Consider the following 14,049-nt stretch of genomic DNA (forward strand, 5'->3'; position numbering starts at 1 on the left):
CCGGCAGGAAGCCCGGCCGGCTACCCCGGTCACGCATCGGCCGTACGGCCGCAGACTGGGGCAGCGGCCTGGGGGCACCGCAGTCGCCCCGCCCCGTCAGCTCGCCGCCTCCGGCCTCGATTCCGTGTACCCCTTCAACCGCTTCGCGACCTCCGTCGGGCATTCCGGATCGCCCATCCGGACGGCATCGAGCCGCAGCCGCTCAGGCTGAACAGGCAGCGCCGAGGCTGTGGCCACTGGCTCCGCCGGGTGGCTCGCGCCCGCCGGAGGCGACGCCGCAAGGAGGCGGTAAGGCCATCGACGACGCAACGAAAGCGACGGGCATCACCCAACCCAGCGGTACGGGTACGCGAAGGCAATCGCGCCAGCGCAGGTCGGAATACCGCAACATGTGGATAAGTGCTCTCCACCAGTCCAGGGGATGTCGCGCTGGAGGCCGCCGGATTACGGTGTGGGACGTAGTTCGAGGTTGCGGCTGGGGCCGTGCCATTCCAGGCAGAGCACGGTGGCGTCGTCGGCCGGCCGCCCGTCGTGGTGGTCGAGTACGGCGCGCATCAGGCGTCGCAGGGTTTCGGGAGCGGTCAGGCCGTCCGCATGGTGGCGGATGACCAACTCGATGAAGCTCGCCAGGCCGAACTCACGGCCACGGGAGTCGCGGGCCTCGGTGACGCCGTCCGTGTAGAGCAGAACACGGTCTGCCGGCTCCAGCTGCTCACGGCACACGGTGGCCGCAATGCCCAGTTCGGTGCCCCGCGGGTGCGCGGGTGGGCACTGGAGCGTGGTGACCCATCGGCCGCCCCTGATCAGCACAGGCGGGGGATGGCCATAGTTGGTCCAGGACAGCACCCCGGTGGTGGCGTCGAGGACGGCGAGGACGGCGGTGACGTACGTGTCGTGGCCGAAATGCTCGACCAGGACATCCTCGACCTTCTCGCCGGTGGTGAGCAGGTCCGCATCCTGGCGGCGCTGGTTGCGGCAGGCGGCCACCGCCAGGTTCGCCGTCAGCCCGGCGCGGCTGTCGTGCCCCATGGCGTCGAAGATGGCGAGGTGTACTTGGTGACCGGCGGCCGCATGGTCGAAGGCGTCCCCGCCGATCGCGTAGGCGGGCTCCATCGCCGCGGTGAGCACGACGTCGCGATTGGCGAACGACCGCGGGGGCATGAGGTTCCACTGCATCTCGGCGGCCACGGTCATCGCCTCGGTGCGCAGCAGGCGGGCATAGGAGTCGCTGTGCGGCCGCTTACTTACCAGCAGCAGACCCACCAGCGAAGCCAGTGCGTTGGCGCTGTCTGACCCGAGGCCGTCGGCAAGGTCGACCCGCAGCACGCCCAGTCGCTCGGTGCCGTTCAGGATGGGCACCCACCATCTGCGCGTCTGCCTGTCCTCGTCCGGCAGGGGGCGGGTGTCGGCGAACGCCCGGCCCGGCAAGGTCCTGTCGACGTCGTAGACCTCACCTCCGTCGCCGGCGGCGTGCCCTCGGCCGGTGACCTCCCTCAGCACCTGCTGGCGCAGGTCGGCGAGGAAGATCCGTGCATCGTCCATCCCGGCCCGTGCGGCATGTCCGGCCACCAGATCAGGTAGCTGAACGAAACTGCTCAGATGGCCGGCGCTGAGCATCTCGGTGAGCATGTGCAGCTCATGTTCGTGCCCAGCCACTGCAACCACCTCCGTCCCGCCAGCCATGGCCTGATGCCTCTACCACCCAGCCTCGCACCCGGGCCCGGGCGGCGCCTCCGCCGCAAGCCGCGTCGGCGACCTTGGGGTCTCCGCCTTCGGCGGCCGGGGTCCAGGTAGCTAGTGGAGGGCGGCGCTGAGGGCGGGTTCGCGCCGCTGCGGCACTCACCCAGGCGATTGCTCCTTGCTTCCTCGCAAAGGTTGAGCAGCAGTTTCCGAGACGCGATTCGCCTGAATGGCCGAGTCTCCGGCGATGATCACCCCGTTCAGCGGCAAAACGTGCCATTAGACTGATGGACTGATATGGCTCATGCCAATGGTATTTCGTTGTGCGATGATCTACATAAGTGCATCATCCACTACGGGATCGTTGTGGAGTTCATGAATACAACGAACGGTATGTCAGCTGCATTGCAGCATGAGTTCGACGAATCCTCTCAGCGGTCCCCCTTGGCTCTACAGGTCTTGGATACCGAGCTACGGCTTATGTGGTCCAACACCGCTGCCCGTGCCATTCATGCATTCCGATCAGACGCTCAAGGCCATCGCATCCGGGAGTGGGCAGGCGCTTTCTACTCCCAGCAGCTCAAAGCGATGTTGCGGGGTGTTTTGGCGAGCGGGGTACCGAAGATCGATGTCCAGTTGAGGGGACGAACCGACGCTGACTCCCGGGAGGTGGTGGTTTCGGCCTCATGGTTCCGGCTAACGGACGCTTCTGGCCGCGTGCTGGGGCTGGTGGCCCAGCTGGTGGACGTGACCGCACGGGACCGTGCGCGCGCCGCTCGCGATCTGCTCCGGCGGGCGCATGCCCGCGTCGGCACCACACTTGACATCTTCAGCACGGCTCAGGAGTTCGCCGACACCATGGTTCCCGACCTGGCAGACACCGTGGTCGTGGATCTCCTGGACTCCGTGCTCCGCGGCGAGGCCCCGCCCGCCGGCGCACCGCTGGGAGAACATCTCGTGCGATGCGTGGGTCACCAGTCCGTCGCCCACGGAACGGTCGCGGTCGGTGAGGCGACAAGGTTGACTTCCTCCAGCCCCTACGCCCAAGACCTGGCAGACCTACAGCCGCGATTGGTGCCTCGTCCGGAGGCTGATCCCGGACGGTTGGAGCACGTCCCAAGCGCCGGCCCCGCGCTGGGCGCTGATGCGCACTCGCTGATGGTGGTGCCGCTGACTGCACGCGGCGTGACCCTGGGGATGGCCCGCTTCTACCGGTCCAATAACCCCGAGCCTTTCGACCATGAGGATCTGGAACTGGCTGCCGATCTCGTCGGTCATACCGCACTATGCCTGGACAACGCCAGGCTCTACACACGTGAACGGTCGATCGTCCGCCTCCTCCAACTCGGTTTGCAGCCTGCCGAGGTGCCAGCCCATGCTGCGGCGGAGATTGCCCGCAGCTACCGGCCCGCCGGCTCCGGCGCGGACTGGTTCGACGTCATTCCGCTGCCGAGTTCGCGGATCGCATTTGTCGTCGGCAGCACGGCCGGTCGCGGCATCCGCGCTGCCGCCGCCATCGGCGAGATGCGAGCGGCGATCAGTGCCCTGGCCACCTTGGACTTGCTGCCAGATGAGCTCCTCGAACGTCTTTACGCCTTGGCTGTTCGCTTCGACGAGGATCAACCGAGCCGTCCCGAGGACGAGGTGGGGGATTACCTCTCGGGAGCCACCTGCCTGTACGTCATTTACGATCCCGTCTCCCGCCAGTGCAGCCTGGCCAGTGCCGGGCACCCACCACCCGTCCTTGCCCACCCGGATGGGCGAGTAGCGTTCGCCGACATGCCGGTCGGCTCACCGTTGGGACGCGGCACCGCGAGATACCGAGCGACTGAGATCGAGTTGCCTGAAGGCTGCATCATCAGCCTGTTCAACACCACAGTGCCGGCTTCAGAAGGGATCGAGCCTGAGGAGCAATTGTCTCGGATCACCGCCGCATTGCAGCCTCGTAGCCGTCCGCTGAAAGAGCTATGCGAAGCCGTCCTGTCTGCCCTTACACCCGACCGCCCCACGAACGACGCCGCCCTTTTGATGGCACGGACACGCGTTCTGGGTTCTGACCAAGTCGCCTCTTGGCCCCTTCCCAACGACCCTGCGGCTGTCGCTGAAGCGCGCGCCCATGTCGAGCGCCAACTGACGGCATGGGAGCTCGGTGACTTGATGTTCACCGCTGTCCTGGTGGCCAGTGAACTCGTCACCAACGCCGTCCGGTACTCCGCCGACCCCATCAGGCTTCGCTTGATCAGAAACCAGTCCCTGGTCTGCGAAGTCACCGACGGCAGTACCGCCGCCCCCAGTTTGAGGCATGCCGAAGAGGAGGACGAGGGGGGACGCGGCCTCTACATCGTCGCGCAGTTCACGACGCGGTGGGGTATTCGACCCGAACGCCACGGGAAAACGATCTGGGCTGAGCTGGAAACGCCGGAAGCCACAGGCGAGGAAGGCCCGCAGGGATCGGGCATTGCCCGGGAAGACGGCGGCGATAACGATGCAGCCCTGCGGGACCAGAGACAGCGCGTCAGTGAGCAGTGACCACCCAGCCCCGGCCGCCGCCCCTCCAGAAGCGGGAGAGGGAGATCACCGCACAGGCCGAGGCGTTGATCGGCACGGCTGGGTCGGTGAGCAGCGCCCGCAGGGCGCGGGCGGGGTTCGCGTGTGTTGGTGGCGCAGCCGTCATCACGCCGTCCCGGTCAGATAGAGCCATGTGGTCGGCGCGACGACGCCGTCGACCGTGAGACCGTGGCCTGATTGGAAGTCGACGACGGCGTTGTAGGTGAGCGAGCCGAATTGGCCGTCGACGGTCAAGGCAGCGCCGTGCTTGTTGAGCTGGTGCTGGACGCCGCTCACCGCCTTGTTGGTGTCGCCTTGACGCACCGTGGCGATCAGGTCCGGCCAGCTGTCGGGGCTTACGCTTCCGGTGGGGCTCAGCCCGTTGGCCTGCTGGAAGCTCTTGACGCTCGCCTCGGTGGCGGGACCGAAGATGCCGTCGGCGGTGGTGGCGAAGCCGTGATGGGTGAGCAGGAACTGGATGGTGTACACGTCGGTTCCCTGGGCGCCTGGGCTCACGGTGGGCCAGGTGACGCTGCCCTGGTCCGGGTGCGGCTTGTAGAAGAAGCTGTACAGGCGGTCGCCCGACACGCCAGAGGCGAAGCCCATGTGCAGTTGGGCGGGGGAGACGCCCAGTCGGATGGCGAGACCTTCGGGTTCACGGTAGTTGAGTGAGTATCCGGCCTCCGTCTTTGACCGCTGTACTACCTGCTGGGTCGGCATGTGCACCGTCGTCAGATAGGTGTCGCCGCGCCCGGACGGCGGGTTGTCGCCGCTCTCGCTGGTGTAGTGGGTGCCGGTCATCTGGTAGAGGTAGTCGCCGAGCACGGCCAGACCCTGGGGGGTTTCGGTGTCGGCGATGCCGATACGCGGCAGATCGTAGGTGGGGCTCAGATCGCCCGACTTGGCCTGGTCCAGATCCAGAACGCGGTAGCGGTAGTTGCCCTCGTCGAGCATGTACTGCACCACCAGCCGGCCGCTGGAGACATCAATGGCGGGCCGGTTACTGGTCGAGCCGGGCATGACGTAGATCTTGTCCGCCAAGCTGCTGTCCAGGACCTGCCCGTTGGAGAAGGGGAAGCGGGCGACAGCCCGGCCGTAGCCGGTCTCCGGATTGGCGTCCGCCTCGGTCCAGATGTACGAGGTGTCGCCCTCGGGTTCGACGCCCATGGAGGCCCCATGGCCGAAGCCGCGCAGATACATGTGGCCCAGCACGCTGCCGCTGAGCGACAGCTTCGTAAGGCACATGTCGCCTCGGGCACTGCGCTCGGTCCCGGAGACGACGCCCGGTTCGCCCGGGAGCTGAATCCCGCCTTCCATCAACTGCACCGCGTAGATGCAGAGGTGGACGTCGTCGAAGGCGAAGGACTGCAAAATCGTATTGTTGAAGAGCCTCTTCTCGCGAATGTACTCTTTGGACGCCACGTTGAGATCGAACGGGTCGGTCAAGCCCGCCGACGCGGAGGGTGCCGCGGCCGACGCGGTGGTACCACCCGCCCAGGTGCCCGCCGTGGCGAGGCCAGCCGCCGCGGCGAGCATGAAGGATCTTCGGTTCAACACGTTGGACTCCCTGCCTCATCTGTCATTCGGGCCGCGAACACATCAGCAGCAGTACATGCCTTCGCGTGGCTCGTGTGTAACTCGTTTTCGGCCATCAAACGACCGTGACTCCGTGCCCGACGCTGCGCCTTCCGCATCTTGCTGTCGCACCTCCCGAGCCGGCCGCGGTGCATAACGACATCCTGAAGGTCCTCGTCGCAGCCGTCCGCCAAGCCGGCGTCGACTTCGGCACCACCCAGAGTGCAACCATCCAGAGCGCAACCATCACGCTGATGTACTCCCGGGCCCGGGCCGCCGGATACGGGACGGTGGGCGTTCCTCACGGGCCCGTCCACGTCAGGCGAACCACGGCCCAGGGGAACGGCTGGTTCGCGACGCTGAACAGGTGCGGGTGCCGATTATCCCGTCCGCCCAGGTCAAGCAGCATGTTCGTACTTGCGGAGCGGGATCCGAAGCAGCAGGTCAAACCGGGCGACATGGTTTCCGGCTCCCCGCACCCTTGGCCGTCGCCGACGGCGGCTGCGCAGACACCGCAGCCTTCCCGGCCCGGCTTTCGAAAAGTTTCGGATGAAGAGCGGAAATTCTTTCGGCGAGAGTATTGACGATCCATCTCCAGTGGCTCAATCATCTCTGTCTGGGAAGCCGACCGTACTTCGAAATTTCGAACGACATCGACCCTGGGCAATCCGTATTGCACGGCAGATCCACGCACCACAGCACCTGCGCCACCCCGTTTCGTTCCGGTGAGGTTCGCACCAACGCATCCTGGCTCTTCGCGCAAGTGGAGAGGTACGCGATGCCGCGCGGCGGCCCCCGGCTGAGCCGCGATGGAGTATCCCCGTGCCTGTGTCGAACACGGCCACCGCCGTACGTCACCCGACGGCCGACCGGGTGCGGCTTGTGCCGGTTGAGACCGTCCCGGTCCCATGACCGTGGTGTCCGGTGACTCCGTGTTGCCCGGGCTTCGGCCCACCCCGTCCGTCTGCCGAGTGCGAGCGGACGATGCAATCCCTCGCGCTTCAGTCCTTTCGTGATCCCTACCTTGGAGGCATAGTCATGACCTCGTTTGCCCGTCTCAGACCCGCACCCCGGCGGAAAGCCCGCGGCCTGCTGTTGGCGTCGTTCGTCGCCCTCGGTGCCGTCGCCGCACTCATCACGCCGCCGAGCGCACAGGCCGCCGAGAGCACGCTCGGCGCCGCGGCGGCGCAGAGCGGCCGCTACTTCGGCACCGCCATCGCCTCGGGCAGGCTGAACGACTCGACGTACACGTCGATCGCCGGCCGCGAGTTCAACATGGTGACGGCCGAGAACGAGATGAAGATCGACGCCACCGAGCCCTACCAGAATCAGTTCAACTTCAGCGCCGGTGACACCGTCTACAACTGGGCGGTCCAGCACGGAATGCAGGTGCGCGGCCACACCCTGGCCTGGCACTCCCAGCAGCCCAGCTGGATGCAGAACATGAGCGGCAGCTCGCTGCGCTCGGCGATGATCAACCACATCAACGGCGTCATGTCCCACTACAAGGGCAAGATCGCCATGTGGGACGTCGTGAACGAGGCCTTCTCCGACGACGGCTCGGGAGGCCGGCGCGACTCCAACCTGCAGCGCACCGGCAATGACTGGATCGAGGTCGCCTTCAAAACCGCGCGTCAGGCCGACCCGAACGCCAAGCTCTGCTACAACGACTACAACATCGAGAACTGGTCCTGGGCCAAGACCCAGGGCGTGTACAACATGGTCAAGGACTTCAAGTCGCGCGGTGTACCCATCGACTGCGTCGGCTTCCAGTCGCACTTCAACAGCGGCAGCCCCTACAACAGCAACTTCCGCACCACCCTGCAGAGCTTCGCCGCCCTCGGCGTCGACGTGGCCATCACCGAACTCGACATCCAGGGCGCCTCGGCCAGTACCTACGCCAACGTGACCAACGACTGCCTGGCCGTCTCGCGCTGCCTGGGCATCACCGTCTGGGGCGTGCGCGACAGCGACTCCTGGCGGTCGCAGGACACGCCGCTGCTGTTCAACAACGACGGCAGCAAGAAGGCTGCCTACACCTCCGTCCTCAATGCGCTCAACGGCGGCTCGACCACGACGCCCCCCGGGGATTCCGGTGGGATCAAGGGCGTCGCTTCAGGCCGCTGCCTGGACGTGCCGAACTCCAGTACCACTGACGGCACCCAGGTCCAGCTGTACGACTGCAATGGCGGCACCAACCAGCAGTGGGAGCAGACCTCCAACGGCGAACTCAAGGTCTATGGCAACAAGTGCCTGGACGCCGCCGGCACAGGCAACGGCGCCAAGGTCCAGATCTACAGCTGCTGGGGCGGCGACAACCAGAAATGGACCGTCAACTCCAACGGATCCATCGTCGGCGTCCAGTCCGGCCTCTGCCTCGACGCCGTCGGAACAGGTACCGCCAATGGCACCCTGATCCAGCTCTACTCCTGCTCGGGCGGCAGCAACCAGAGCTGGACCCTCAGCTGATCGGGCCTGCCGCAGACGAATAGGGGCATGGATGAAGACCTACGGTGAGACTTCTCCCGCCCCTCCACGAAAACAGCGTTGATGGTCCAGGGTCGCCGCCTTGCCGGCGGCGACCCTGGCGGTCGGCATGCTCGCTGCGGTGAGTCCGGCGCCCGTCGAGGCGGTGACGTTGGACTGAGCTTGCTCCTGTGCCGCTCGAAAAGTCGTCGCTGTAGCTCGCGCTGTCATCGTTCAGCCAGGCCCTTCACCAGCGCGGATGGGCTTTTCCGCAGGCACGGCGCTCGATCCGGCAGGGCGGGACCTCAGGGCGTGCGGCATTACAGGCGCCGGGGGGCGGTGTCTTCAGAGGGATTGTGCCGGCCAGTCCAGTAGTCGGGCGCCGATGACGGCGGTCTGTAGCGTGTAGCGGTGCACGGGGTCGGCAGGGTTCGAGCCGGTGAGCTTCTGGATGCGTTCCAGGCGGTAGGTGAGGGCGCGCACGCTCAGTGACAGTCGACGGGCTGCTTCCGCTGCCACGCAGCCGGAGTCGAAGTAGGCGGTGAGGGTGTCCAGAAAGGGCTGAGCGCCGCCGCGGGCCTCGCGCAGCGGGCCGAGGGCGCTGTGCACCAGGTCTGCCATGGCCTGCCGGTCACGGGTGAGGACGGGGTAGACGAGCAGGTCGGCGGAGTGCAGGACCGGATCGTCGAGTTCCAGGCGTTCGGCCAGGTCGAGGGCGTTCAGGGCCTCCTCATAGGACTGCACGACGCCGGCCGCGCCGGGGTGCGGGCGGCCGATTGCCACCTGTCCGCCGCTGGTGGCGGCGAACGCCTGTTTGGCGAAGTGCGCCAGGATGTCGTCCTGGTCGCCGGGGGCGACGCAGACGAGCCGGCCGTCCTTGGTGGTGAGCAGGATGCTGCGGTCGCCGAAACGGCTGATCATCGCCTGTTCGACTTCCCGGGGCACGGCGTCTCCTTCGCCATGGGCGCTCCTGCCGCGGGCCACGGCGACCGCGTGCTCGTACGACAGGCGCAGTCCGTACCGTTCCGCGCGCTGGGCCAGGAGTCCCAGGTCGCTGCGGCCGTACAGCAGGTCGTCGATGAACTCGCGGCGGGCGGCTTCCTCCTGGCGTACGGCGTGCCGTTGGGCCCGCTCGTAGCCTTCGGTGAACGCGTCGACGGCTTGGGCCGCGGCGGCCAGCACGCTGTCCACGAGGGCGGGACTGCCGGTCGGCCAGTGTGCTCGAGTGGCCGCGAAGTGCGCGCCGACGAGAGCGCGCAGCCCGAGCCCTGCTTCCGCGGCCTGCTCGCCCAGGACTCGACGTGAGTCGAGTTCGTCCCGGGTGAGGCGGCGGCCCGTCGCGGAGGCCTCCGCGAGGATGCGGGCATACCCCTCCAGGTACTCATCGGATATGTCTCGCCCCGCCATGCACACTCCCGGATGCCGTGCAGCACTCTTGACGCATTTCTAGCGCATACGCCGGGGAGGCGAGACCTCGCGGCGCAACGACCTTGCCGGAAACCCGCAACACGCCGATGCTGACGGGGCAAGTGAGTCCCGGTCGCCCTCAACGGCGCGATGCACCCCCCGTCGGGCAGAAAAGCGCTCATGCCGTTGCGGGCGCGATCGGTAGACCGCCGCCCAAGCACGGGCGCGACCGTCGCACTATGCCGGAATCCGGCAGTCTTCATGCCTTCTATGTGCTCGCAAAGAACATGTCAGTGCGGCGTAAAAATCATGTACTGTTCCCAGCGGTGTGCCGGGAAGCCTGGTCGGCGATCTTGACAGAAGTCTCTTCGCCGGACCGGAGGTCGTGCCCATGGTGCTCGTCGTCGTCTTCGGGGTAGCGCTGCTTGTCGCGGTGCTGCTGTCGGGCCTCGCGGCCCGGACCGTCCTGTCGACCTCGTTTCTCTTCCTGCTCGGTGGAGCGCTCGTCAGCGACGGGTTCCTCGGGCTGATCCACATCACGCCCGACAGCGAGATCGTGTCCATGACGGCCGACCTGGCGCTGTTCGCGGTGCTGTTCACCGACGGGATGCATGTGTCCTTCCCGAAGCTGCGCGAGAACTGGAAGCACCCGGCTCGCGCGCTCGGGCTCGGCATGCCGCTGGCGTTCGCCGGTATGGGACTGGTCGCTCACTTCCTGGTGGGTCTTGACTGGACGACGTCCTTCCTCGTCGGCGCTGTACTGGCCCCCACCGATCCGGTCTTCGCCTCGGCGATCGTCGGACGCAAGGACGTTCCGGCGAAGCTGCGGCAGCTCTTGAACGTGGAGAGCGGTATCAACGACGGGCTGGCCCTGCCGGTCGTCCTCATCCTGATTGCCGCGGTCGGTCCGGCCTCCGGGCATGCCGAGGACTCGCTGGCGAGGATCGCACTGGAGCTGGTCCTCGGGCTGGTCTTCGGAGGCGTGCTGCCTCTGGTGGTGATCGGACTCGTGCGGTTCCGGTTGCTTGGTGCCGAGGCCAGGCTCCAGCCGCTGCTGCCCCTTGCGGTGGGCGTGATCCTCTACGCGATGTGCCACCTCACCCATGCCAACCCGTACCTGGCGGCGTTCTCCGCAGGTGCCGTGCTCGCCGCCCGCTCCCCGGAGGGCCGGGACGCCTTCGAACCGCTCGGGGAGGCGCTGGCGGAGCTCGCCAAGTTCGCCGGTCTGCTGGTGTTCGGCGCCCTGCTGACACCGCGATTGTTCGGTGACCTGTCCTGGGGCGGCTATGTCGCGGTCGCTCTCGCCATCGTGCTGATCCGCCCGGTTTCCCTGCTGCTCTCGCTGCTCGGTGCGCGGCTGCCGCGTCAGGAGAAGCTGGTGGCGGCGTGGTTCGGCCCGAAAGGCTTCGCCTCGGTGGTGTACGGGCTGCTGGTGCTACAGGCCGGCATTCCGCAGGGCGAGCAGGCGTTCACCCTCATCGCCGTGTGCATCGCCTTCTCGATCGTCGCGCACAGCTCCACCGACGTGCCGATAGCCCGCCTCTTCCACGTCGGCGACCTCGCCGGTGTGGACGGCGGTGACACCGCACGGCGAGCCGCCGCGGAGGTGGGTCATGCCTCCGCTGTGTGAGCCTGCCGGGTCCGGTCCGCACGCGCCCACCGGCCGGCCCCGGTGACGGGGCATGCGGCACCCGCCGGTCCACACCGTCGTCACCGGCTCAGGCCGTCACGTCCGGCGGGCGCGAGGCGATCACCGTCCGTCCCGGAACAGCACATGGGAGGAACATGAACGACTGGCAGAGCTGGGCGGCGGTCGTCGTCTTCGTCGTCACCTACGGTCTGATCATCAGCGAGAAGATCCACCGCGTGGCGGCGGCGCTCGGCGGCGCCGCGCTGATGCTGGCGATCCGTGCGACGGACGACAAGTCGGCCTTCTTCTCCGAACACAGCGGCATCGACTGGAACGTCATCTTCCTGCTGATGGGGATGATGATGATCGTCGGGGTGCTCAAGAGGACCGGCCTGTTCGAGTACCTGGCGATCTGGGCCGTGAAACGGGCGCGGGCCAGGCCCTACCGGGTGATGGTCATGCTCGTCGTCATCACCGCCCTGGCTTCGGCGCTGCTGGACAACGTCACCACCGTCCTGCTCATCGCCCCGGTGACCCTGCTGGTGTGCGAGCGCCTCGCGCTGCCCGCGGCGCCGTTCCTGATCGCGGAGGTGATGGCCTCCAACATCGGTGGTCTCTCGACCCTGGTCGGTGACCCGCCCAACATCATCATCGCCAGCCGGGCCGGCCTGACCTTCAACGACTTCCTGGTGCACCTCGCTCCGCTGTCCGCGGCCCTGATCGTGGTGCTGATCGTCCTGTGCCGCTTCCTGTTCCGCAGATCCTTCGGCTATGACGAGACCCGGGCCGAGGAGGTCATGGCGCTTCAGGAGCGCGAGGCGATCAGGGATCCCCGGCTCCTCCTCCAGGGTCTGGCGGTGCTTGCCCTGGTGGTCGTCGGCTTCGTGCTCCACCCGGTCCTGCACTACGAGCCCAGTGTCGTCGCCCTGCTCGGCGCGGGACTGCTCATCGCGGTCTCCACCGCGCAGACCAGCGAGGTCCTCACCGAGGTCGAGTGGCCCACCCTGGCCTTCTTCGCCGGGCTTTTCATCATGATCGGCGGTCTGATCGAGACCGGTGTCATCGGTGAGGTCTCGCGGGTCCTCGCCGACGCCATCGGCGATCAGGAACTCGGCGGCTCCATGCTGCTGCTGGGGGCGTCGGCGGTGCTCTCCGGGATCGTGGACAACATCCCCTACGTCGCCACCATGGCCCCGATCACCAGCGACCTGGTGCAGAACATGGGCGGCGGAGCCGATCACGCCATGTGGTGGGCGCTGGCCATCGGGGCGGACCTCGGCGGCAACGCCACCGCCATCGGGGCCAGCGCCAACGTGGTCGTCCTCGGTATCGCCGAACGCAACCGGCAGCCCATCTCCTTCTGGCACTTCACCAAGTACGGTCTGGTGGTCACCGCCGTCACCGTGGCGATCTCGGCCGGTTACATGTGGCTGCGCTACTTCGCCCTCGCATGACGGGCAGCCCCGGTGGCAGCCTGCGGCGGGACGCGTGGCGTATGTTCCGCGTCAACGATCTCGCCCTCACCCCTTTCGGTACACGAAACTGGTATCAGGTTCGTCTTTCATCTGATGAGGAGCCCGCCGTGCGTGCTCGTGACCTGGCGGTCGGATACAAGATGGTGAGCGTCGACAGCGACGTCATGGATGCGGCCCGGCTGATGGCCGACCGTAATCTGCCGGGCCTGCTGGTGGTCGACGAGCGCGGTGGGCCCCAGGCGGTGCTGCCCGCGTCCCAGGTGGTCAAGGCACTGGTGCCCGGCTACGTGATCGAGGATCCGACGCTTGCGGCCGTCGTGGACGAGAAGCACGCCGACCGGTTGTGCCGGGCTCTGGCAGGCCGCCGCGTCGGGGACTTCCTGCCCCGCGAAGCGACACCGCCGCCGGTCGTCGACCCGGACGACACCGCCTTGGAGGTGGCTGCCCTGATGGCGCGGGTGCACAGCCCCCTGGTGGCGGTCGCCGAGAAGAACGGGACCGGACCGGACCGGCGGAAACCGGAAAGCGGCCGCCTGCTGGGTGTGATCACGGCTTCGCATCTTCTGCAGGAGCTGCTGCGTGCCGGAGGGGCGTTGGACAAGGACTGACCGGGCCTTGGTCATCTGCGGTGGTCGTTGCCCGGGCCCGGTCCGTCCTGCCCCCGGTTCCGGAGGGCGCCGCGTCCGCAACGAAACGCCGTCTCGCCGTGCTGTACGTCCTGCCCTTCGCCAGGATGGTCGCGGTCGCCGCCGTCGATGTCGCCGTGGGCCGGTCGGGTGGGGTTCCTGCCGCTTGGTGACACTCGGGCCGGCCTTCGCCCCGCTCGTGGGCAGCTGGCGGCGCACCCTGTGCGTCGGCGGACGGCGCTGCTGCTCTGCACCGGACTCGGCCTGTACGACCATCTGCTCGGTGCTCGGCGTGGCTCAAGCCCGTGCCTCGGGGCCCGTCGGCCCCGCGATGCGTTCTTCGTGGCAAACCGGCATACGAGTCGGGCGGGATTCTGCCGGGATCCGGCAATGCGCCCCGGCGGGCTGAACAGGAAGGATGAGTGCGGGGGACGCGAGGAGCGGTCCTGGTGAGGGATGCCGACGGGGCACCTCACCAGGACCCGGGCTTCTGCCGCGGACCCCGTTGCCGGGTGACGAGGAGCCAGGGGGTGGGTATGCGCGCTTTTCCCGTAGCAGCGGAAGACCCTCCCACCATCTTGTCCGCCGCCGTCCGCGCCATGATCCGGCCGCTGCCCGCCCACCGCGCCGCCGCTTCGGTGCC

8 protein-coding genes are annotated in these 14,049 nt (G+C 67.4%); 5 read left to right on the forward strand and 3 right to left on the reverse strand.

Translation table 11 applies throughout. The features are described from left to right. Positions 1-444 precede the first annotated feature (444 nt). Positions 445-1,656, reverse strand: coding sequence for a PP2C family protein-serine/threonine phosphatase (locus NQO67_RS00375; protein WP_308295601.1), 1,212 nt, complete (start codon positions 1,654-1,656; stop codon positions 445-447). A 321-nt stretch (positions 1,657-1,977) separates the two neighbouring features. Here NQO67_RS00375 and NQO67_RS00380 point away from each other — a divergent pair, with 321 nt between their 5' ends. Further along, positions 1,978-4,209, forward strand: coding sequence for a SpoIIE family protein phosphatase (locus NQO67_RS00380; protein ID WP_255945127.1), 2,232 nt, complete (start codon positions 1,978-1,980; stop codon positions 4,207-4,209). A 144-nt stretch (positions 4,210-4,353) separates the two neighbouring features. Here the strand turns inward: NQO67_RS00380 and NQO67_RS00385 are convergent, their stop codons facing one another. Further along, complete coding sequence (locus NQO67_RS00385; protein WP_255945129.1) at positions 4,354-5,784, reverse strand: peptidoglycan-binding domain-containing protein; 1,431 nt, start codon at positions 5,782-5,784, stop codon at positions 4,354-4,356. A gap of 1,056 nt (positions 5,785-6,840) precedes the next feature. On the opposite strand from NQO67_RS00385, the gene NQO67_RS00390 reads away from it, so the two are divergent. Beyond that, positions 6,841-8,271, forward strand: coding sequence for an endo-1,4-beta-xylanase (locus tag NQO67_RS00390; RefSeq protein ID WP_255945131.1), 1,431 nt, complete (start codon positions 6,841-6,843; stop codon positions 8,269-8,271). Between the two features lie 342 nt (positions 8,272-8,613). Here NQO67_RS00390 and NQO67_RS00395 read toward each other — a convergent pair whose 3' ends face one another. Further along, entirely contained in the window at positions 8,614-9,675 is a 1,062-nt protein-coding gene (locus NQO67_RS00395) for a PucR family transcriptional regulator (protein ID WP_255945133.1), read from the reverse strand. A gap of 391 nt (positions 9,676-10,066) precedes the next feature. Between NQO67_RS00395 and NQO67_RS00400 the strand changes: the two genes are divergently transcribed. From NQO67_RS00400 to NQO67_RS00410, 3 genes are all read left to right on the forward strand, one after another. Next, complete coding sequence (locus NQO67_RS00400; protein WP_255946650.1) at positions 10,067-11,305, forward strand: cation:proton antiporter; 1,239 nt, start codon at positions 10,067-10,069, stop codon at positions 11,303-11,305. A gap of 155 nt (positions 11,306-11,460) precedes the next feature. Continuing rightward, positions 11,461-12,759, forward strand: coding sequence for an ArsB/NhaD family transporter (locus NQO67_RS00405; protein ID WP_255945135.1), 1,299 nt, complete (start codon positions 11,461-11,463; stop codon positions 12,757-12,759). 128 nt (positions 12,760-12,887) lie between these two features. Beyond that, a complete protein-coding gene (locus tag NQO67_RS00410; RefSeq protein WP_255946652.1) occupies positions 12,888-13,388 on the forward strand; it encodes a CBS domain-containing protein in 501 nt (166 codons plus the stop codon). Positions 13,389-14,049: the final 661 nt, after the last annotated feature.

The organism is Streptomyces odontomachi (assembly GCF_024435355.1).
GTDB classification, from domain to species: Bacteria; Actinomycetota; Actinomycetes; order Streptomycetales; family Streptomycetaceae; genus Streptomyces; species Streptomyces odontomachi.